General features: G+C 66.7%; 21 protein-coding genes. 11 read left to right on the plus strand and 10 right to left on the minus strand.

Going from position 1 to position 19909, the window contains the following annotated elements:
* Positions 1–87 precede the first annotated feature (87 nt).
* The gene (locus AB431_RS16155; RefSeq protein WP_047330784.1) at positions 88–636 is read right to left on the minus strand and encodes an isochorismatase family protein; all 549 of its coding nucleotides are present in this window, start codon (positions 634–636) and stop codon (positions 88–90) included.
* A 131-nt stretch (positions 637–767) separates the two neighbouring features.
* Here AB431_RS16155 and AB431_RS16160 point away from each other — a divergent pair, with 131 nt between their 5' ends.
* Positions 768–3290 carry a glycogen/starch/alpha-glucan phosphorylase gene (locus AB431_RS16160; protein ID WP_047330785.1) on the plus strand — a complete coding sequence of 841 codons (2523 nt, stop codon included), beginning with the start codon at positions 768–770 and terminating at the stop codon, positions 3288–3290.
* Here the strand turns inward: AB431_RS16160 and AB431_RS16165 are convergent.
* Both AB431_RS16165 and AB431_RS16170 read right to left on the minus strand, forming a co-directional pair.
* Positions 3287–4219 carry a zinc-binding dehydrogenase gene (locus AB431_RS16165; RefSeq protein WP_200902648.1) on the minus strand — a complete coding sequence of 311 codons (933 nt, stop codon included), beginning with the start codon at positions 4217–4219 and terminating at the stop codon, positions 3287–3289. The genes AB431_RS16160 and AB431_RS16165 overlap by 4 nt on opposite strands.
* A 24-nt stretch (positions 4220–4243) precedes the next feature.
* Positions 4244–5869, minus strand: a complete 1626-nt coding sequence (locus tag AB431_RS16170; RefSeq protein ID WP_047330786.1) for a cytochrome bc complex cytochrome b subunit — start codon at positions 5867–5869, stop codon at positions 4244–4246.
* A gap of 247 nt (positions 5870–6116) precedes the next feature.
* On the opposite strand from AB431_RS16170, the gene AB431_RS16175 reads away from it, so the two are divergent.
* Genes AB431_RS16175 through AB431_RS16185 form a run of 3 tightly spaced genes read left to right on the plus strand, consistent with a single transcriptional unit; the run spans position 6117 to position 8301 of the window.
* Entirely contained in the window at positions 6117–7115 is a 999-nt protein-coding gene (locus tag AB431_RS16175; protein WP_235435693.1) for a DUF3533 domain-containing protein, read from the plus strand.
* Between the two features lie 17 nt (positions 7116–7132).
* Positions 7133–8113 carry an MOSC domain-containing protein gene (locus AB431_RS16180; RefSeq protein ID WP_052960296.1) on the plus strand — a complete coding sequence of 327 codons (981 nt, stop codon included), beginning with the start codon at positions 7133–7135 and terminating at the stop codon, positions 8111–8113.
* 2 nt (positions 8114–8115) lie between these two features.
* Positions 8116–8301 carry a hypothetical protein gene (locus AB431_RS16185; RefSeq protein ID WP_047330788.1) on the plus strand — a complete coding sequence of 62 codons (186 nt, stop codon included), beginning with the start codon at positions 8116–8118 and terminating at the stop codon, positions 8299–8301.
* On the opposite strand, the gene AB431_RS30830 is transcribed toward AB431_RS16185, so the two are convergent.
* The 3 genes from AB431_RS30830 to AB431_RS16195 are packed head-to-tail and all read right to left on the minus strand — an operon-like array spanning position 8298 to position 10342.
* Positions 8298–8441 carry a hypothetical protein gene (locus AB431_RS30830; RefSeq protein WP_158423544.1) on the minus strand — a complete coding sequence of 48 codons (144 nt, stop codon included), beginning with the start codon at positions 8439–8441 and terminating at the stop codon, positions 8298–8300. The two genes, AB431_RS16185 and AB431_RS30830, sit on opposite strands and share 4 nt — an antisense overlap.
* 43 nt (positions 8442–8484) lie before the next feature.
* A complete protein-coding gene (locus tag AB431_RS16190) occupies positions 8485–9441 on the minus strand; it encodes an enolase C-terminal domain-like protein (protein ID WP_047330789.1) in 957 nt (318 codons plus the stop codon).
* 7 nt (positions 9442–9448) lie between these two features.
* Positions 9449–10342, minus strand: a complete 894-nt coding sequence (locus tag AB431_RS16195) for a mycobacterial-type methylenetetrahydrofolate reductase (protein WP_047330790.1) — start codon at positions 10340–10342, stop codon at positions 9449–9451.
* A gap of 131 nt (positions 10343–10473) precedes the next feature.
* Here AB431_RS16195 and AB431_RS30450 point away from each other — a divergent pair, with 131 nt between their 5' ends.
* The 3 genes from AB431_RS30450 (at position 10474) to katG (ending at position 13490) form a co-directional block, all read left to right on the plus strand.
* The gene (locus AB431_RS30450) at positions 10474–10707 is read left to right on the plus strand and encodes a hypothetical protein (protein WP_144418277.1); all 234 of its coding nucleotides are present in this window, start codon (positions 10474–10476) and stop codon (positions 10705–10707) included.
* Between the two features lie 67 nt (positions 10708–10774).
* Positions 10775–11206: a Fur family transcriptional regulator gene (locus tag AB431_RS16205; RefSeq protein ID WP_047330792.1), complete on the plus strand. Its 432-nt coding sequence runs from the start codon at positions 10775–10777 to the stop codon at positions 11204–11206.
* A 58-nt stretch (positions 11207–11264) separates the two neighbouring features.
* Positions 11265–13490: a catalase/peroxidase HPI gene (gene katG, locus AB431_RS16210; RefSeq protein ID WP_047330793.1), complete on the plus strand. Its 2226-nt coding sequence runs from the start codon at positions 11265–11267 to the stop codon at positions 13488–13490.
* A 137-nt stretch (positions 13491–13627) separates the two neighbouring features.
* Here the strand turns inward: katG and AB431_RS16215 are convergent, their stop codons facing one another.
* The 3 genes from AB431_RS16215 to AB431_RS16225 all read right to left on the minus strand — a co-directional run bounded on the left by AB431_RS16215 (position 13628) and on the right by AB431_RS16225 (position 15355).
* Complete coding sequence (locus AB431_RS16215) at positions 13628–13930, minus strand: hypothetical protein (RefSeq protein ID WP_047333486.1); 303 nt, start codon at positions 13928–13930, stop codon at positions 13628–13630.
* 70 nt (positions 13931–14000) lie between these two features.
* Positions 14001–14819, minus strand: coding sequence for a cytochrome c biogenesis CcdA family protein (locus AB431_RS16220; protein ID WP_369803069.1), 819 nt, complete (start codon positions 14817–14819; stop codon positions 14001–14003).
* A gap of 47 nt (positions 14820–14866) precedes the next feature.
* Entirely contained in the window at positions 14867–15355 is a 489-nt protein-coding gene (locus AB431_RS16225) for a protein disulfide oxidoreductase (RefSeq protein WP_047330795.1), read from the minus strand.
* Positions 15356–15476: 121 nt separating this feature from the next.
* On the opposite strand from AB431_RS16225, the gene AB431_RS16230 reads away from it, so the two are divergent.
* Genes AB431_RS16230 through AB431_RS16240 form a run of 3 tightly spaced genes read left to right on the plus strand, consistent with a single transcriptional unit; the run spans position 15477 to position 18414 of the window.
* Positions 15477–16097, plus strand: a complete 621-nt coding sequence (locus AB431_RS16230; RefSeq protein ID WP_235435694.1) for a TetR/AcrR family transcriptional regulator — start codon at positions 15477–15479, stop codon at positions 16095–16097.
* Between the two features lie 2 nt (positions 16098–16099).
* Positions 16100–17170: a DUF1214 domain-containing protein gene (locus tag AB431_RS16235; RefSeq protein ID WP_144418278.1), complete on the plus strand. Its 1071-nt coding sequence runs from the start codon at positions 16100–16102 to the stop codon at positions 17168–17170.
* The gene (locus AB431_RS16240) at positions 17167–18414 is read left to right on the plus strand and encodes a sulfotransferase (protein ID WP_047330798.1); all 1248 of its coding nucleotides are present in this window, start codon (positions 17167–17169) and stop codon (positions 18412–18414) included. The genes AB431_RS16235 and AB431_RS16240 overlap by 4 nt, the downstream gene beginning before the upstream one ends.
* Here the strand turns inward: AB431_RS16240 and mug are convergent.
* Positions 18387–18908: a G/U mismatch-specific DNA glycosylase gene (gene mug, locus AB431_RS16245; RefSeq protein WP_047330799.1), complete on the minus strand. Its 522-nt coding sequence runs from the start codon at positions 18906–18908 to the stop codon at positions 18387–18389. The two genes, AB431_RS16240 and mug, sit on opposite strands and share 28 nt — an antisense overlap.
* 124 nt (positions 18909–19032) lie before the next feature.
* On the opposite strand from mug, the gene AB431_RS16250 reads away from it, so the two are divergent.
* On the plus strand, positions 19033–19902 hold the full coding sequence (locus AB431_RS16250) for an aldo/keto reductase (RefSeq protein ID WP_047330800.1): 870 nt from the start codon (positions 19033–19035) through the stop codon (positions 19900–19902).
* The last annotated feature ends 7 nt before the right edge of the window (positions 19903–19909 follow it).

Consider the following 19909-nt stretch of genomic DNA (forward strand, 5'->3'; position numbering starts at 1 on the left):
CTGCTTGCGGCTCAGCGGCAGTGAACAACTTTGCGCAGTGAACACTTTTGAAAGAATGTATACGTCGGGCGCGCCCGGCGGTGGCGATTACCAGAGGATCTCGGCGGCGGCTATCGCGCGAGCCGTTCGGCCCGGTGCCGCCTGGTGTGACCAGTAGAGATTGGTGTGTGCGATCACCTGATCGGGTGGCGGGGCGCCCCATTGGGAGAGGTCCTCGGTGGTGTGAGCGTCGGCGACGAGGGTGATGTCATAGCCGCGCACCAAGCCCCCGTGAATTGTCGAGCGAACGCACTGATCGGTCTGGGCGCCGACCACCACCAGATGACCGACCCCCAACCCGGCGAGCGTCGCCTCCAGGGTGGTGTCCTCGAACGAGTCGCCATAATTCTTGGCCACCAACGGCTCGGTCCCCGCCGGCGTCAGGTCGGCGACGATGCGCCACTGCTCGGTTCCCGCAACAAGTTCCGCGTCGGCGTGCTGGACCCAGACCACGGGAACACCGGCCACTCGCGCACTGTCGACCAGTCCGGCGATCCTGGCGACAACCTGATCTCGGTCGTGAGCCCGGGCCACAACGTCGTTCTGCACGTCGACGACGAGCAGTGCGCTGTTCGGCCGGTTCTCCAAAGTCGTCATGACCGTGATCGTAGGGGTGGCGGCAACAGTTCACGGGACTGACTCATGGACCTCGCCTCGCCGAAATACGGCGATGCCAGACTGCGTGTCCCGCACGGATCGAGAAGCGGTCCGCCGAGCAGGAGAACGCAATGACGGATGTCGTCAGCAATGCGCCGGGAGATGTCGTCGACCACGACGGCATCGGAGCGCGGCCGGATGAACACAGCCGCACCGGGTTGTCGGCCGATGCGCTGCGCCGCGCAATCGCCGACCATCTGGCTTACTCGATCGCCCGTCCGCCGAGTGTGTTGACCGCAGAGCACTACTATCGTGCGCTGGCACTGGCCGTGCGTGACCGCATGCAACAACGTTGGATGGCCACCACCCAGGATCTGCTGCACGGCCCCGCGAAGGTGACGTGCTACCTGTCCGCCGAATTCCTGATGGGCCCCCAACTCGGCAACAACCTGCTCAACCTGCGCATCGAGACCCAGGCCCGCGACGCGCTCGCCGCCCTGGGGCAGGACCTCGACGCGATCCTGGCCTGTGAGGAGGAGCCCGGGCTGGGCAACGGCGGCCTCGGCCGGCTGGCCGCCTGCTACCTCGACTCGCTGGCCACCCTGCAGCGGCCATCGATCGGCTACGGGATCCGTTACGAGTTCGGCATTTTCGACCAGGAGATTCAGGACGGCTGGCAGGTCGAGAAGACCGACAACTGGTTGGTGGCCGGAAACCCCTGGGAGATAGACAAACCCGATGCCAGCTATTTGGTCAATTGGGGCGGACGCACCGAACAGTACGAGGATGTGGCAGGCAATCATCGCGTGCGGTGGATTCCCCGGCGGGTGATCAAGGGCGTCTCGTATGACACCCCGGTCCAGGGTTACGGGGTGAACACCTGCAACACACTGACCCTGTGGAGTGCGCGATCAGTCTCCTCCTTCGCGCTGGACGCATTCAACACCGGTGACTTCTACAAGGCCGTCGAGGACGAGGTTCTCTCGGAGAAGATTTCCAAGGTGCTCTACCCCAACGACGAGCCGGAAGCGGGCAAGCGGTTGCGCCTGCAGCAGCAGTACTTCTTCGTCAGCTCGTCACTGCAGGACATCCTGCGCATCCACACCGAGCGCGCCCGGCTGCCTTTGAGCGCCCTGCCCGACAAGTGGGCGATCCAACTCAACGACACGCACCCCTCGATCGCAGTCGCCGAACTGATGCGCCTGCTGATCGACGAGCACCACCTGGGCTGGGACGAGGCGTGGGACATCACCACCGCCACGTTTGCCTACACCAATCACACGCTGCTGCCCGAGGCGCTCGAGACCTGGCCACTGGGCCTTTTCGGCGAATCCCTGCCCCGGCACCTGGAACTCATCTACGAGATCAACAGCCGATTCCTCGAGCAGGTGGCTACCAGGTTCCCCGGCGATGAGGAACGGGCACGGCGGATGTCGCTCATCGGTGAGGACGGCGGCAAGAGCGTGCGGATGGCACATCTGGCCACGGTCGGTAGCCATACCGTCAACGGCGTGGCTGCACTGCACTCCGAGTTATTGAAAGCCAGTGTGCTGAAAGACTTCTACGAGATGTGGCCGGAGCGCTTCGGCAACGTCACCAACGGTGTGACGCCTCGGCGATTCCTGGCGTTGTCGAACCCTGGTCTGCGGACCCTACTGGATGAGACCGTCGGCGATGGCTGGCTGACCGACCTGGACCAGCTGCGCCGACTCGAGGCCTACGTCGACGACCCTGAGTTCCGGCAGCGCTGGCGAGACATGAAGCGCACGAACAAGAGTCGACTCGCCGAGTACGTGCACTCCGCGACCGGCATCGAACTCGACCCGACCTGGATGTTCGACATCCAGGTCAAGCGCATCCACGAATACAAGCGTCAGCACCTCAACGTGCTGCACATCATCACCCTGTACAACCGGCTCAAGCGCAACCCGGGCTTCGCGATCGCGCCGCGGGCGTTCATCTTCGGCGGTAAGGCGGCACCCGGCTACTTCATCGCCAAGCGGATGATCCGGTTGATCACCGCTGTGGGCGCCACCGTCAACAACGATCCCGACGTCAACCGGTTCATGCGGGTGGTGTTCCTGCCGAACTTCAACGTCAAGAACGCCCACCTCATCTACCCCGCGGCCAATCTGTCCGAGCAGATCTCCACCGCCGGCAAGGAAGCATCCGGCACCGGGAACATGAAGTTCATGATCAACGGCGCGTTGACCATCGGGACGCTCGACGGCGCCAATGTCGAAATCCGCGAGGAAGCCGGCCCCGAGAACTTCTTCCTGTTCGGCCTCACCGTCGAGGAGGTGGAGGAACTCAAAACCGGCGGTTACCAGCCGACGAGCTTCGTGGAGCGCGACCCCGAGCTGGCCGAGGTGCTTGAACTCCTCGCCGGCGGCACCTTCACCCACGGTAATACCGAGGTGTTGCGGCCGCTGCTCGACAACCTGCTGCACCACGATCCGTTCCTGGTGCTCGCGGACTATCGCTCGTATGTGGACTGCCAGGCGCGGGTCAGCGCCGCGTGGCAGGACACCGACGCGTGGTCGCGGATGTCGATCCTCAACGCCGCGCGCAGCGGCAGATTCTCCTCGGATCGCGCCATCGCCGAGTACTCCGACGAGATCTGGCATGTCGGTGCGATGCCGGTGACGCTCTAGGGCTCCAGCACGACCTTGATGGCTCCGCTTCGGCGGTCGCCCGCAACGCGAAATGCCTCCGCAGCGTCGGCCAGAGGGAAGCGGTGGGTGATGACCGTGGCCGCGATTTCCGGGTCCGCCGCCAATGCCGCTGCCGCGTCGATGAATTCACGACCGCCGGGCTTGCGGTCGTAGCACATGGAGGCGGTCAGCGTCAGTTCCTTGAGCATCCACGGGATGCCGGGAATCGCTCGGTCTCCGTGCGAGACACCGACTACCGCGATCCGGCCGCCCGGCACGGCCTGTCGCACACAGTCGGCCACCGCCTCGTCGGAGCCCACCGCCTCGACGACGACGTCGTACTCGCCTTTCGGGGCTCCGCCGCCGAGTCGCTCGCCGGCTTCGATCTGATGCGGGTGGCGGGCCTGCAGGTCGACCTCCAGGCCCATGGCGCGGGCCGCGGCAACGGCCAGCAACCCGACGCTGCCGCCGCCGACGACCAGCACCCGGTCGGTCGACCCGGCGCCGACCTTGCGCAACGCATGCCAGGAGACCGCGAGGGGTTCCACCAGGCAGGCGTCGGACACGGGCAGGCCGGCGGGCAGCGGGACAAGGCACTCGGTTGGCACCCGGACGCGGTCGGCGAGACCGCCGTCGAATGCGACCCCGAGCAGCCCGTGCGGCGCGCGTCCCCGGCACCGCTGCGGTGACCCGCCGCCGCACTGATCGCACTGCCCGCAGCCCACTGTCGGTTCGACACAGTACGTCTGGCCATCCACGGTTCCGGCGATCTCGTGACCAATCGTGACCGGCAGGCTGAACGACAGCATGCCGAGGTCACTGCCGCAGATGCTGGCCGACCCGACCTCGAGGACCGGCCACACACCCGTGGGCTCGTCCACGTCGACGACGGTGGCTGACCCCTGGATCGAGCGGACGGCGCGCATCATCGTTCGATTGTCCAGTAGGCGTCGTCACCGGCCGTGCACGGACCCGTCGAGGGCCTGACGTTCCTTCAGCGCGGTGCGTGCCCGTTGCTCGGCGGCGTGTGCCGCCTCGGTGAGCGCGGCGTCCTCGTCGGCGGGGTCGGCGGTGAGGAAGCTGCCGCTACCGGGTGCGCCACCGAAGCCGAGCTTGTTCATCCGCTTGGGCACCGGAGCGCCCTGGTATTCCAGCGCGATCGGGTGTCCGTCGGCGCCCACCGGTCCCAGCGGCTGATGCAGCTCGACGTATGCGCCGTGCGGCAGCCGCTTGAGGATGCCGGTCTCGACGCCGTGCTCGAGCACCTCCCGGTCGCTGCGCTGCAGCGCGACCGCCCAGCGGTAGGTGATGAAGAAGACCAGCGGTGGCAGCACCACCATTCCGATGCGGCCGATCCAGGTCGTCGCGTTCAACGATATGTGGAAGGTGTAGGCGATGATGTCGTTCATCGCGCTGTAGGTCAGCACGATGTAGAAGGCGATCGCCATGGCGCCGATGCCGGTTCGCACCGGTGCGTCCCGCGGCCGCTGCAGCAGGTTGTGGTGCGCGTCATCGCCGGTGAACCGCTTCTCGATCCACGGGTAGGCGATGAGCACCAGGAAGATGACGCCCATCAGGACGGCGACCGCGACCGCCGCCGGAATGGTGTGGTGGCCGACGTAGATTTCCCATGCGGGCCACAACCGGATCAGCCCGTCGGTCCACATCAGATAGAAGTCGGGCTGGCTACCCGCCGACACCTGGGCGGGCTTGTATGGGCCGATCTGCCAGATCGGGTTGATCTGCAGCAAGCCCCCCATCAAGCCCAGGATGCCGACCGTCATCGCGAAGAAGGCACCCGACTTCACCGCGAACACCGGCATGACCCGCACCCCGACCACGTTCTTCTCGGTACGGCCGGGACCAGGAAACTGCGTGTGCTTTTGAAACCACACCAGCGCCAGATGAAGACCGATGAGCGCCAACATGATTCCGGGGAAGATCAGGATGTGGATGGCGTAGAGCCGCGGGATCAGAACTTCGCCCGGGAAGTCGCCGCCGAACAGCGCCCAGTGCAACCAGGTGCCGATCACCGGAATCCCGAGTGTGATCGACGACAGCGCCGCCCGGATTCCGGTGCCCGAGAGCAGGTCGTCGGGCAACGAGTAGCCGAAGAACCCTTCGAACATGGCCAAGATCAACAGCAGTGATCCGATCACCCAATTGGCCTCGCGGGGGCGACGGAAGGCGCCGGTGAAGAAGATGCGCGCGAGGTGCACCATGATCGCCGCGGCGAACAGCAGCGCCGCCCAGTGGTGAATCTGGCGGACGAACAAGCCGCCACGCACCTCGAAGGTGATGTCGAGGGTGGAGGCGTAGGCCTTCGACATCTGGATACCGCGCAGCGGCTGGTACGCGCCGTTATACGTGACCTCGGTCATCGACGGGTCGAAGAACAACGTCAGATATACGCCCGTCAACAGCAGGACGATGAAGCTGTACAACGCGATCTCGCCCAGCAGGAACGACCAATGTGTGGGGAAGACTTTGTTCAGCTGGCGCCGGACCGCGGCCGACGGGTGATAGCGAGAGTCGATTGCATCCCCTTGGGATGCGACCAGCGTGGACAGTGATTTCATTGCGAGGCTCCTGCAAGCTGCGCCCGTGCTGAGTTGAGCAGACAAGGGTGCTTCGGAGCCGCGCGCGCCGCGGATGGCCGCCGGGGCGCCTGGTCATTATTACGTCAGAATTGGCGGCTCAGGCCTCGAGCGGCGCGCTGGTCTTGACGGCACCCACCGGCAAAGTGCGCCATGCCTTTTGGCAGGGATCGAGAACGTTCCGTGTCGTCGGGGTACGTTGATCTGCGACGGATGACGAGGAGTGTGAGTGGGTGCAGTGACGGAGGACGCTCCCCCGGCTGGGTTCCGGCGCATCCCGCTGGAAATCCGCAAGGTCGCCACGGTCCTTGCCATCGCGATCGTGCTGGCGTCGAGCTTCGCCGCCGCCTACACCGTCGCACTCGGACGGCCCTCCCCGCGCAACCTGCCGGTCGGCGTGGTCGGGTCGACAGCGGCCACCGCACCGTTTGTGAATGCGTTGCACAGCAACAAGAACGAGTTCGACGTTCACGGTTACCCGACGCGGGACGAGGCGGTCACCGCGATCAACCAGCAGCGCATCACGGCCGCGATCGACGCCACCGCAAGTCCGCCGCAGCTGTTGCTGTCCAGTGCCAGCGACCCGTCGGGCAGCCGCGCCCTGATCCAGCTGGACCAGACCCAGCCTGGACAGTTCATCCTGCCCATCGTCGACCTGCATCCACTGCCGCCGTCCGACCCCGCGGGGCTGGCCACGTTCTATCTCGTCATCGCCGCCACGATCCTGGGCTTCATAACGATGTTCCAGCTGCGCGCCAACGTCAAAACACTCACTTTGCGGCGCTGGCTGCTGTGCATGCTGGTGCTCGCGGTCGTCGGCGGAGCGGCGCTGGCGGTGGTGACCGGACCGGTTCTCAAAGCGCTGAGCACCCCGTTCCCCCAGCTCTGGCTGCTGATTTCACTACAGATCGCAGTCGCTGCGGCGTTCAATTCGACGATGCTCGTGCTGATCCACCGGTGGGCCATCATCCCGACCTGGCTCGTGTTCATCCTGCTGGGCAACACCTCGTCCGGCGGGGCGGTGTCGGCGACGCTGCTGCCGCAGCCGTTTGCGTTCTTCAACCACGCGCTGCCCAGCGGCGCGACGGTGTCGGCGATCCACGCGGCGACCTACTTTCCGCACAATCAGCGACCGCTGCCGTACATCGTGCTCGGCCTCTGGCTGGCGGTCAGCCTGACCGCGCTGGTCGTGGCCTCGCGCACGCTGCGCCGCTCACCGGCGGAGTGACGATCTACGCTGGGTGAATGATTACCGCCGGCCGTATCACCTCGATCTGGCGTTATCCGGTGAAGTCGATGCAGGGCGAGCGTGTGGCCGAGGCCGCGATCGGTGAGCTCGGTCTGCACGCCGACCGCACCTGGGCCGTGCGCGACATCGAATCGGACGCCACCACCAGCGCCAAACGACTGCCCGGGCTGCTGTGGTTGACGGCGCACTACGCGACGACCCCGGCGCCGGACGCCGGGCCGGGACACGCCCCCGAGGTGCTGATCAGCTTCCCGGACGGCGCCCAAATTTCCAGCTCTGATCCCGATGTGCACCAAGCACTTTCGCGATACCTCGACCGCGAGGTCGAGCTTCGGCCGCTGCCGCCGCTCGACCGCCGAGACCAATACCGCGGACCCATGGCCACAAAGACCGACCTGCGCACGATCTTCGGCCTCGAGGACGACGAGCCGCTACCCGACCTGTCGATGTTCCCGGTACGCAAGCTCGCCGAGATCAGCCGCTACGCCACCCCGGTCGGCAGCTACGTGGATGCCTACCCGGTCCACATCATCACCGAGCAGAGCCTGGCCACCCTCGGGTCAATGGCACCCGATTCCGATTTCGACGTCCGGCGGTTCCGCCCGACGATCGTCGTGGACTCCCCCAGCACGGCGGCGCATCCGGAATGGGAGTGGTGTGGCGGACGGCTTCACAGCCCGCGTGCCGAACTGCAGCCGCTGATCCCCACCATCCGCTGCGTGATGCCTTCGCACGAGCAGCCCGAGCTCAAGCGGGACAAGGACATCACCCGAACCATCGCCGCACATACCCGCCGCTGTTTGGGCGTCTACGGCAACGTCACGCGCGCCGGCCATCTCGCCGAAGGCGATGTGCTGCAGTTGAATCCGCCCAATCGAACGGCGCTGGGCGCGACCGCCGGCTCCGGTGCGGCGACAGTGAAGCGAGCCGTCATGCGCGCGGTGTCCGCGGCCATGCCGAGCGGGAAAAGGGGTTGAGCATGCGTCATGTCATCGGTGGTCTCGGCGTGCTGGTCGCGCTGTTCGGGCTGTTGTTCACGCTCCAGGGCTTCGGAGCGGTTCAGGGCAGCCCGATGAGCAACACCACGACCTGGTCGGTACTGGGGCCGATCGTGGTCCTGGTCGGCGTCTTCCTTGCCTTCATGGTCTGGCGACCGCGCCGCTAGGTGGCGTAGACCCAGTACAGAACCAGGATGATCGCGGCCACCACGTAGGTCGTCCACAGGACGATGACGGTGGTTCGCCTCGACTCGAACGGGGACATCGACTGCGGTGGGATGGGCGGATCCGCCGGCTCTGAAGTCATCGGCGCGTTTGTACCCACAGGTCGTTGCGATCAAACAATGTGCTCACAGAAGTTCGCGGGCGATGCGCAGCCGCTCGCGCCACCATGCGATGCGGTCGGCGTCGTCGACGGCGAATTCGGCGACCCGACGCAAATCGGGCGCCGGGGCCGAGGGTGCCACCGGCAGGAAACCGTCGTCGGAGATCAACACGCGCGCCGCGGGCACGAGGTCTCCGGCCAGCGCCGCAGCAGTCCGCAGCCCGCTGGCGAATGGAAGCTCGGGCAGCGCGCCGGCCAACGCGAGACCGCTGGCCAACCCCATGCTGGTCTGGCCGACTGCCGACACCACCAACGGGAGGTCACACTTCTCGGCGAACCGCAGTGCCCGGCGTACGCCGCCGAGGGCGGCCACGTCCAGCACCACGACATCGGCGACCTCCGACAGGGTCAGCCCGTCACTGCTGAGGTCGGACACGTCGACCGCAATCGGCACGTCGACCTGGCGGCGCAACATGGCCAGCTCACCTGCCGTCGCGCATGGCTGCTGGACGAACTCCAGACCACCGGCCGCGGTGTCCAGCCGCGGGACCATCGCAGCGGCGGTCTCGACGTCCCACGCTTCGACGGCCACGCATCGGACCGCCCCGTCCGATCCGAGGGCCGCGCGTACCGCCTCGAGCCGCTCGGCGTCGTCGGGCTGACCGGTGACCACCACGTCAGCCGAACGGCAGCCACTGTCGGCGGCGATGGCTCCCGCCTGCTCGGCGCTCACTGCGGGTACCGCCACCGCCACCGCCACCCGGCCACGGATGGGGTCCGGCCAACCGACTGTGCCGCCCTCGATGGCCGAGGTCAGCCAGCGGGCAGCCACCAGATCGCTGCTCCCGCGGGGCGGGCAGAACTCACCCCACCCTTGCGGACCCTCGACGAGCATCCCCTCGCAGCCGCCGAAGCCGTGATAGCCGTCGCGGGCCGGGATGGCGAAAACCGGTGCGCCGTCGAAGTCGATCAGTGCCTTCATGTGGCGCTCAGGAGGCGGACGCGGCCGGCGACCAGTAGGCCAGCATCTCCGCGAAGGTGTCGAAGGCCGGGCGGGACATGCCGTAGGTGGCTTCGAAGTGGATGCTCAGGGGGAACCCGAGGTCGGCGACGCCGTCGATGACACGCTTGTAGAGGTCGACCAGCAGCTGCCGCTTGACTGCCGGGTCGCTCTCGGCGAGTGAGCGCACGAAGTCCTGCTCGGCCTCGACGGCCGCATTGCCGGGGTCCTGGATCAGCCAGTTGATCAGGCCGACCCGGGACTCGACCTTCGGCACGAACCCGAACGACAGCAGGATCTCCGGGCGGTACTCGGTGGTCGCGGCGAACTCGGTCAAGAAGCCCACGATCGCGTCGGAGTAGAGCAGCTGCGTCATCCCGTACGTGGCGCCCCGGCCGCATTTGAATCCGAACCGGCCGGCTTCCTCGGCTCGGGTCGGAATGAGGATCGCGCCTCGATTCGGGACGAGGTCGGAGAAGATCGTCAACGCGTCGGTCGGTGCCACGCCGGCACCCTCGCCGTCGTTCATGGTCCGCGGAACACCCACGAACGCAACACCTTCCATGCCCGCATCGAGCAGAGCGGTCAGTCGAGCGAGCAGTGTCGGCTCGTCCATGAAGGCCGTCACCTGGGTGCACAGGCCGCGAACCCCGGGGAGCTCTGGAGAGATGCGCAACCAGTAGTCGAGCACGTCCAGCTTGGGCTTCATCTCGATCGGACGGCCACTGTCTTCTTCGATCATGCCGGGGATCATCACGTGCCCGATCCGAAGGCCGGTCTCGGCCGACAGCTGCACGACCTTGCGCGCTTCCTCCAGCATCTCGCCCGGGCTGCGGTCGGTGTTGGGCGGCACGAGTTCGAGCGCGACGGTGTTGAGGGGCACGAAACTGCTCCTGACGAGACGACTGGTTCCGGTATGTGGTCCGGGTTGGCCGCCGGACGCGATCCGCCGATCACCATACAGATAGCCCGGTCGAGGCCTTGATTCGCCCGAAACGCGGTAACTTTCTGGGGATGCAGAGGCGGAGCCGAACGGTGTGGCTGGTGGCGTTGGCCGGTGTCGGCGTCGTCGCGTTCCCGGCGTGCGGATCCAAGGACCACGGCGCTCCGGCCCCCACGCCCTCGAGCGCCTCGGTGCAGCCCACCAGTAAGGCCACGATTCCAGGGCCGAACAGCTTCAGCCCCGCGCCGATCGCGCCGCTGAATCCCACCGCCAGTCCACGAAACGCGCCCCCGCAACGCCCCTGACCGGCACCCCGGAAATCGATTGCGAACAACTCTTGACTGATTCCAGAAAAGAGACGACTATCAAAACGTGACCTCCGTCTCGGACCTCTCCGACCAGCTGCGGGCAGCGCAGCTGAGGGTCACCCGCCCCCGTATCGCGGTCCTGGACGCGGTGCACTCACACCCGCACGCCGATACCGACACCATCTTCGGAGCCGTCCGGACCGGCCTGCCGGACGTGTCGCGGCAGGCGGTGTACGACGTCTTGCACGCGCTGACCGCGGCCGGTCTGGTGCGGCGCATCCAGCCGTCCGGCTCGGTGGCCCGCTACGAGGCACGCGTCGGCGACAACCACCACCACGTGGTGTGCCGCTCGTGCGGTGTCATCGGCGACGTCGACTGCGCCGTCGGCGACGCACCGTGTTTGACGCCGTCTGATCACAACGGTTTCGTGCTCGACGAAGCCGAGGTCATCTACTGGGGCCTGTGTCCGGATTGCTCACCCAAAGAACCCTCCTGATCACACAAGTGATCACGGACCAATCGTCAACAGTTGTACGGAATTAGAAAGGGAAACAGTGTCCTCTGATACGTCCGAAAGCCACCCGCCGGCCCCGAACCAGGGCGCTTCGACCAGCGAGAGCGAGAACCCGGCGATCAAATCCCCGGAGCCGAAAGCGCGCGGACCGCGGACCAACCAGGACTGGTGGCCGAATCAGGTCGACGTCACCAAGCTGCATCCGCATTCGCCGTACTCCAACCCGCTCGGCGATGACTTCGACTACGCCACCGAGTTCGCCAAGCTCGACACTGCCGCACTGAAGGCCGACCTGCTCTCGGTCATCACCACCTCGCAGGACTGGTGGCCCGCCGACTACGGCAGCTACGCCGGCCTGTTCATCCGGATGAGCTGGCACGCCGCCGGCACCTACCGCATCTTCGACGGCCGCGGCGGCGGCGGACAGGGCATGCAGCGCTTCGCCCCGCTCAACAGCTGGCCGGACAACGCCAACCTGGACAAGGCCCGCCGGCTGCTGTGGCCGGTGAAGAAGAAGTACGGCAACAAGATCTCCTGGGCCGACCTGCTGGTGTTCGCCGGGAACGTCGCGCTGGAGTCGGCCGGCTTCCAGACCTTCGGCTTCGGCTTCGGCCGCCCCGACGTGTGGGAGCCCGAAGAGACCCTGTTCGGCGAGGAAGACGAATGGTTGGGCACCGACAAGCGCTACTCCGGTGAGCGCGAGCTCGCCGAGCCGTACGGTGCCACCACCATGGGTCTGATCTACGTCAATCCCGAAGGACCGGAAGGCAATCCGGACCCGCTGAAGGCCGCGATCGACATCAAGGAAACCTTCGGCCGGATGGCGATGAACGTCGAGGAGACCGCGGCGCTGATCGTCGGCGGCCACACGCTGGGCAAGACCCACGGCGCCGGTGACGGCGACCTGGTCGGGCCCGAGCCCGAGGGTGCCCCGATCGAGCAGCAGGGCCTGGGCTGGAAGTGCCCGTTCGGCACCGGTAACGCCGGCGACACCATCACCAGCGGCCTCGAAGTGGTGTGGACCCCCACCCCGACAAAGTGGAGCAACTCCTTCCTGGAGATCCTCTACGGCTACGAGTGGGAGCTCACCAAGAGCCCGGCCGGTGCGTGGCAGTTCCAGGCCAAGGACGCCGAGGCGATCATCCCGGATCCGTTCGGCGGACCGAATCGCAAGCCCACCATGCTGGTCACCGACGTCTCGATGCGGGTCGATCCGGAGTTCGGTGCGATCACCCGGCGTTGGCTCGACCACCCCGAGGAGCTCAACGAGGCGTTCGCGAAGGCCTGGTACAAGCTGCTGCACCGCGACCTGGGCCCGATCACCCGCTACCTGGGCCCCTGGGTTGCCGAGCCGCAGCTGTGGCAGGACCCCGTTCCCCCGGTTCAGGGTGAGCTCATCGACGACTACGATGCCGCGACCCTGAAGGCCAGGATCCTGGACTCCGGCCTGACGGTTCAGCAGCTGGTCAAGACGGCATGGGCGTCGGCGTCGAGCTACCGCAACACCGACAAGCGCGGCGGTGCCAACGGCGCCCGGCTGCGGCTGGAGCCGCAGCGCAACTGGGAGGCCAACGAGCCCGCCGAGCTGGCCAAGGTGCTTCCGGTGCTGGAGAAGATCCAGCAGGAGTTCAACGCCGCGGGTGGCAAGACGGTGTCGCTGGCCGACGTGATCGTGCTCGGCGGCAATGCCGCGATCGAGAAGGCGGCCAAGGAGGCCGGTTACGCGATCGACGTGCACTTCGCCCCCGGCCGCACCGACGCCACCCAGGAGCAGACCGACGTGGAGTCGTTCGCGGTTCTCGAACCGCGGGCCGACGGGTTCCGCAACTATGTGCGGCCCGGCGAGAAGGCTGCGTTGGAGGAGCTGCTGATCGAGAAGGCCTACCTGGTGGGTGTCACCGCTCCGGAGATGACCGTGCTGTTGGGCGGTCTACGGGTGCTCGGCGCCAACCACGGCGGCACCAAGCACGGCGTGTTCACCGACCGGGTCGGTGTGCTCTCGAACGACTTCTTCACCAACCTGCTCGACATGGGCACGGAGTGGAAGCCGTCGGAGAACACCGAGAACGTCTACGAGGGGACCGACCGGACCACCGGTGCGCTCAAGTGGACGGCAACCGCCAACGACCTGGTGTTCGGCTCGAACTCGATCCTGCGCGCGCTGGTCGAGGTCTACGCCCAGGACGACAACGCGGGCAAGTTCGTCGAGGACTTCGTCGCGGCGTGGGTCAAGGTCATGAACGCTGACCGGTTCGACCTGTCCTGATCTGAAGCGGTAAGCGAAACCCCGCGGGCATTGCCCGCGGGGTTTCGTCGTTGTGGCGCACAATCTCTCACCAACGTGCGTCGTCATACGCGACACGCCGTGCGGGGCGTATCGCAGCGCACGCTCGCGGCCGAAATCTAGCGGCAGCCGCCCGCGCTGACCCAGCGACCGTTGTAGCCGACACACCCGGTTACCGGCGGGGGCGGCGGTGGCGGAGGCGGTGGGTAGTCCTCGGGCATCGGCGCGTAGTACGACGGTGGCGGTACGTAGGGCGCCATCACATCCGAGAGGTTCGCGCAGCCGCTGACCGAGATTCGCCGACCGGCGCTGGCGCAGACATCGGCATTGGCCTGACCGCTCGGCTGGATCGTCACGATCGACGCGGGAATCCCGGTCAGTGCCAGCACAGCCGCCGCGGCGGCCCCCCAGGTTCGTCTCATGAATGTCTCCTCCCCTGCGTCGTGCGTGTAGCGCGGAGTATATCGGCGCGCGCCGCCCGATTCACCGAGATCAGTGCCTGCGCTGGCGGCCGCGTCGCAGCCGGACCAGAACTGCCGCCGCAAGCAGAATGGCCAGCACCGCGAACCACGTCCACGCGCTGGTGCGGTAGACCCAGCCGGCCAGCGCTCCCTGCAGCCGCCCGGCGGCGGCTATCACTGGATCGGCGGGGTTCTGCTGCGCGCTGAACAACCTGATCTCGTAAAGGCCGTAATAGCCGACGTAGAGCCCCACCGCGATCAGCACAACGCCGCTGATCCGGTTGACGTAGGGCAGCAGCCGGCGCAGCCGATCCACCAAAGCTGTTCTGGTCAAGGCGATCCCGACTGCCAGCACGCCGACCACCAGCGCGAGGCCGGCCGCGTAGGCGGCGTAGACCAACACCGCGTGAACAGCAGAGCCGGTACGCAGGGTGCTGCCGGTGACTGCGAGGAACGGGCCGATCGTGCACGACAGCGACGCGACGGCATAGCCCACCCCGTAGCCGAACATCGATCCCAGTCGCGCCGTCGGCGCCCAGCGCCAGTTGGGGCCGATCGGGCCCGGGGCCAACTCCCGACCGGAGAGAAACCAAATGCCAAGGGCGACAAGAGCTATGCCGATGACGACCGTCGCATAGGGCAGGTAGCGCTGGACGGCGGAGGCGACCGGCACCGTCAGCAGGCCGAAACCTCCGAACACCGCCAGGAAGCCCAGTGCCATTGCACCGGTGGCCCCGAGCGCGCGCCCGACCGCAGCGGTCCGGCCCGGACCGGCATCCTCACCGCGCACCACGAGCGTCAGATAGGCCGGCAACATCGCGAACCCACACGGGTTGAGCGCAGCCACCATCCCCGCGGCCAATGCCAGGCCGGTCAGATTCGCGTCCACCGACAGGCTCAGGACGCGAGCGCGCGCACCCGGTCGCTGAGCTCCTGCTCCGACATCGCCGAGGTCGGGTTGTTGACGAACGTCGACGAGCCGTCGGGACGCAGGAAAACGTACGCGGGTTGCCATGGCACGTTGAATCGCGCCCAGATGGACCCGTCCGCGTCGTTGAGGTTGGTGAAGTTCAGGTTGTATTTCGACACGAAGGCCTGCATCTGTCCGACATCGGAGCGCGCGGCGACACCCACGAACGTGACCTTCGGATTGGCCGCGGCCACCTGGCTGACGTTGGGTGCTTCCTGATTGCAGAACGGGCACCACGGGGTCCAGAACCACAGGACCGCCGGCTTGCCCTGCAGGCTCGCGCCGTTGAACGACGCTCCGCTCAGCGTGGTGCCGCTGAACGCCAGCTGATCGTCGGCGACAGCCGAGCCGGCTGACGCAACGCCGATGGTCAGTGCGGACAGCACCACGGCCAGCGCTCGAAGCATGAGTTTCATGGCATGACCTCCTGGCCGTCGGGATCAACTGATTCTGGTGTCACGATTCCCCTGGGTGAACGGGTTCAATCCGGACGTCACACTCTTGACAGTTTACGTTACGTAACGAAACATAATCCGCGTGACAACGCCCGATCGCGCGGTGGCGGTGCCCGAGCCGGTGCGAGGCCGGCCGCGAGACCCGCGCACCGACTCCGCGATCCTGGCGGCCACCCGCCGGCTGCTCACCGATGTCGGCTACGACCAGGTGTCCATGGAGTCGATCGCCCGCGCGGCCGGCGTCAGCCGCCCGACCCTCTATCGGCGCTGGCCGTCCAAGGCTCATGTGGTGTTCGAGGCGGCATTCGGAACCGACGGCGCCACAAGCGGATTGCCGCGGTCCGGTGACTTCGAAGCCGATCTGCGCGAGTTCGCCCGTGGGGCCGTCGCATTCTGGCGCGAGCCGGTCGTCGAAGCCGCCACGATGGGCATTCTCGCCGAACGACGCCGCGACGCCGAATTGCACATCCGCACACAGCAATTGCTCGACGACAGGATCCGCGCCGAGCTCGCCGACCTCGTCCGCGCCGGTGCCGCACAAGGGGTGGTGCGCGCCGACATCGACACCGACACGCTGTTCAACGTGCTGGTCGGCACCACCTTCTACGGCGCGCTCGTCGACGGGCGCGACGACACCGATCTTCTGGTCGACAAGCTCTGTTCCCTGGTCATGCAAGGCGCGCAGCCACGAGAGAAGGAATGACGATGGCAGGCGACGAACTATCCACGGCTTTTCACGAACTCCTCGACGAACTCGGCGCAATCGAACGCAAATTCCTGGCCAGCGATCCGCCGCTGTCCGAGGCGGACATCCTCGACGGGTACCGGCTGACGTTCAGCCTGCTGCGGGTGGCGGTCGACGCCTACGTCTGGGGCGATAAGGACAATCCGCGTTTCGTCGACGTCATCGGCCCCTATCAACGGTGGGGTGGCGACAATTCGGATGCGTTCTATCAACTCGCCCCCATCGACCCCGCCCGCACCTACCGGGTGACCGGCAATCGCGGTGACTCGGTCTACCTGTCGATCACCGTCTACGGCGGTCCCGACGACGGGCATTACAGCAACCGCATCGTCGGAACCATGAACGACCGGTCGCTGGAGTTCGACGACTCCGGCAACTTCGAATTCACCATCAGCCCCGACCCACAGCCCGGCGCGTGGCTCAAACTGGAGGACGACGCCGTCGTCGCCCTGACCCGCGACTACCTGAACGACCCCGAGACCGATCGCCGGGTGCAGTGGAAGATCGAGGCGGTCGATCCCCCGGCCCGCAAGCGGGACGACCGCGCCGACCTCATCCGCCGGCTGCGGGCCGCCCGCACGTGGCTCACCGAGCAATACTCGTTCATCCCCACCAAGGTCGAGCCGGCCAACGAGATCGCCGAGCCTTACCCCGTGCCGCAGCAGACCTACGGCTGGGCGGCCGGCGACGCCGCCTATGCGATGGGGGCCTACGAATTGCAGCCCGGTCAGGCACTGATCATCGAGGGCAGCTCACCACCGTGCGTGTTCTGGAACCTGTGCCTGTGGAATCCGTTCCTGCACACCTACGACTACACCTACGAGCGGGTCACCATCAACGGCGCGCACGTCATCTACGAGCCCGACGGCTCATGGCGGATCGTGGTCAGCGACACCGATCCCGGCCACCCCAACTGGGTGTCGACGGCCGGGCGGACCAAGGGCCTGATCTGGCTGCGCTGGTTCCTGCCCGAGGAGACCCCGAAGCGGCCGACCTGCCGGGTGGTCGACGTTGCGGAGGTGACGGCGTGACCGCCGGTGTACAGCGCCCCGGGCCGATCAAGTTCACCGACCTCGCTCGCCCGGTGTTTCCCGAGGCCGCGCAGCCGCTGCGCGAGGCGCTCGCCGGCTACGGGTCGATCCTCGAGCTGACCTCGGCTGCCCTGTTGGCCACCGCGGCCGAACGCACCGGTCTGGACTGCTGGGGCGAGGACAGCTTTCGGGAACGGCTCGATGTCTTGACCGCCTCACTGCGCGAGGAGGCCGGCCTGTCCGACGTCGGCGTCGCCGTGGTCTTCGAACAACTCGTCGGCAATCTGGTCAATCGGTTGCGACTGGAGGCGCTGATCGCCGAGCACCCGGAGATCGAGGACATCGAGATCGCCCGGCCGATCGTGATCTGCGGCCTGCCCCGCACCGGTACCACCCACCTGCACAACCTGATCGCCGCCGACCCCAATATGCGCTACCTGCCGTACTGGGAGAGCCTGGAGCCCTTTCCCGCTCCCGACGACGACGACCAGGCGCGACGAGACCGATGTACGGCCGGACTCGAGCTGGTTGACACGTCGATGCCGGAGTTCAAGCGGATGCACGACATGACTGTCGACCATGCCCACGAGGAGATTCAGCTGCTGGCCAACGACATCTCCGGCATGCTGTTCGAAACCACCTACTATCTGCCGTCGTTCGCCGCGCACTACAAGGCCCACGACCAGGGCCGGTCGTACGCCTACCTCAAACGCCAGCTGCAGGCCATGCAGTGGCTGCGCGGCGGCACCCGCTGGGTGTTGAAGTCCCCCCAGCACCTCGAGCAGTTCCGCACCCTGCATGCCACCTTCCCCGACGCGACTTTCGTTGTGACGCATCGGGATCCGGTTGAGGTGACGCGCTCGATGCTCACCATGATCGCCTATGCCTCCCGAATGGCGTGCGCCGAGCCGGATCCGGTCAAGATCGGCCGGTACTGGCTGGACCGGGCCGACGATCTGTTCGGCGGGTGCCTGCGCGACCGCGACCTGCTTCCCCCGGAGCAGTCGATCGACGTGCGGTTCACCGACTTCATGGCCGACGAGCAGGGCACCCTGTCGGCGATCTATGCGCTCGCCGATCAGCCGTTCGGTGACGACGCGCGAGCCGCGATGGCTGACTTCATCGCCGAGCACCCGCGCGGCCGCTACGGCGAGGTGATCTACGACCTCGCCGACGTGGGACTCGACGCCGCCGAGGTGGCCGAGCGGCTCAGCGCCTACCGGGACCGGTTCATCGCGACGTAGTCGTACAGTTCGGCGTACGCCGCGACAAGCGCCTCGAGGGTGAACCGTTGATTGCGGCCGCTCGGGTTCGGCAAGACCCACGCCGCTGCGTCGGCGACGGTGTCGCGTTGGAGACCCCACCCCACCGAGTTCGTTCCGAGTGCTACCGAGATCGCCGGTTTACCCAGAAAGGCCAGCGTGCCGGGCGCGATATTCCGCATTTTCGTGTCGAACGCCGAAAGTGATTGCCGTATCTCGACGTTCGACACTTCGTGCGCAGCCGATGTCGGCCGCGCCACGACGGCAGTGATCCCACACCCGTAATCCAGGAGGGTCCGCTCCTCCGACGGCGCCAGCTGCCGGTCGGTGAAACCGGCCCGGTAGATCGCCGTCCAGAACCGGTTGGTGGGGCTGGAGAAGTTGTATCCATCGGCCTGCGCGGTGAGCGCCGGATTGATGCCGCAGAACACCACATCCAGGCCAGGGGCCAGGATGTCTGGTTGATATGTGGGCATCAGGAAGAAAGTGAAGCACGAGAGCCGTCACCGCCGATGCGCTCACTCGGATCGCCACCATTCGACAGGCCAGAGCACCGGTGCCACGCTGGGGTGTGGATCCCCCACCAACGAACGGAGCACCATGACGGACGCGACGACCGCGGCGGCAGCAGGCACGATCGCCATCGGCGACCTGACCGTCAACCGGCTCGGCTTCGGATCGATGCGACTCACCGGCAAGGGGGTCTGGGGTCCTCCGGACGATCACGACGAATCCATCCGCGTCCTGCGTCGCGCGGTCGAACTGGGTGTCAACTTCATCGACACGGCCGACTCCTATGGCCCCTATGTCGCCGAAGAATTGATCCACGAAGCCCTGCACCCATACCCCGACGACGTCGTGATCGCCACCAAGGCAGGGCTGCTGCGCACCGGGCCGGACGTCTGGATTCCGCTCGGCAACCCCAGCTACCTGCGTCAAGAAGTCGAACTCAGCTTGCGCCGCCTCGGCGTCGATCGCATCGACCTGCATCAGCTGCACCGCGTCGACCCGAACTTCCCGCTCGAGGACCAGGTCGGCGAACTCGCGACGCTGCAACAGGAGGGCAAGATCCGGCACATCGGACTCTCCGAGATCGACGTCGACCAACTCAAGGCCGCCCAGAAGGTCGCGCCCATCGTCTCGGTGCAAAATCTGTACAACTTGACGACCCGCACGGCCGAACCGCTGCTCGAGGAGGCCGAAGCCCAAGGCATCGCGTTCATTCCGTGGTTCCCCCTGGCCGCCGGCCCTCTCGCCGACACCGGCGGTCCCCTCGGTTCACTGGCCGCCGACCACGGCGCGAGCCCGTCCCAACTGGCGCTCGCCTGGCTGCTGAAGCGCTCGCCGGTGATCGTCCCGATCCCCGGGACGTCACGCGTCGACCACCTCGAACCGAACGTCGCCGCTGCGGGGATCGAGCTCACCGAGGACGAGTTCCGAGCCATCGACGCGGCGACCGCCGGCACCTAGCGCCGCG

The sequence above is a fragment of the Mycobacterium sp. EPa45 genome (assembly GCF_001021385.1).
Lineage (GTDB): Bacteria > Actinomycetota > Actinomycetes > Mycobacteriales > Mycobacteriaceae > Mycobacterium.

Bases quoted from the DNA above. Each gene is read 5' to 3' on its own strand.
- AB431_RS16160 (WP_047330785.1), top strand. From the start codon at position 768: ATGACGGATGTCGTCAGCAATGCGCCGGGAGATGTCGTCGACCACGAC.
- AB431_RS30450 (WP_144418277.1), top strand. From the start codon at position 10,474: ATGCAGAGGCGGAGCCGAACGGTGTGGCTGGTGGCGTTGGCCGGTGTC.
- AB431_RS16155 (WP_047330784.1), bottom strand. From the start codon at position 636: ATGACGACTTTGGAGAACCGGCCGAACAGCGCACTGCTCGTCGTCGAC.
- AB431_RS16170 (WP_047330786.1), bottom strand. From the start codon at position 5,869: ATGAAATCACTGTCCACGCTGGTCGCATCCCAAGGGGATGCAATCGAC.
- AB431_RS16225 (WP_047330795.1), bottom strand. From the start codon at position 15,355: ATGAAACTCATGCTTCGAGCGCTGGCCGTGGTGCTGTCCGCACTGACC.
- AB431_RS30830 (WP_158423544.1), bottom strand. From the start codon at position 8,441: ATGACTTCAGAGCCGGCGGATCCGCCCATCCCACCGCAGTCGATGTCC.
- AB431_RS16180 (WP_052960296.1), top strand. From the start codon at position 7,133: ATGATTACCGCCGGCCGTATCACCTCGATCTGGCGTTATCCGGTGAAG.
- mug (WP_047330799.1), bottom strand. From the start codon at position 18,908: ATGCCCACATATCAACCAGACATCCTGGCCCCTGGCCTGGATGTGGTG.
- AB431_RS16185 (WP_047330788.1), top strand. From the start codon at position 8,116: ATGCGTCATGTCATCGGTGGTCTCGGCGTGCTGGTCGCGCTGTTCGGG.
- AB431_RS16220 (WP_369803069.1), bottom strand. From the start codon at position 14,819: ATGGTGGCTGCGCTCAACCCGTGTGGGTTCGCGATGTTGCCGGCCTAT.
- AB431_RS16165 (WP_200902648.1), bottom strand. From the start codon at position 4,219: ATGATGCGCGCCGTCCGCTCGATCCAGGGGTCAGCCACCGTCGTCGAC.
- AB431_RS16235 (WP_144418278.1), top strand. From the start codon at position 16,100: ATGGCAGGCGACGAACTATCCACGGCTTTTCACGAACTCCTCGACGAA.
- AB431_RS16250 (WP_047330800.1), top strand. From the start codon at position 19,033: ATGACGGACGCGACGACCGCGGCGGCAGCAGGCACGATCGCCATCGGC.
- AB431_RS16215 (WP_047333486.1), bottom strand. From the start codon at position 13,930: ATGAGACGAACCTGGGGGGCCGCCGCGGCGGCTGTGCTGGCACTGACC.
- AB431_RS16190 (WP_047330789.1), bottom strand. From the start codon at position 9,441: ATGAAGGCACTGATCGACTTCGACGGCGCACCGGTTTTCGCCATCCCG.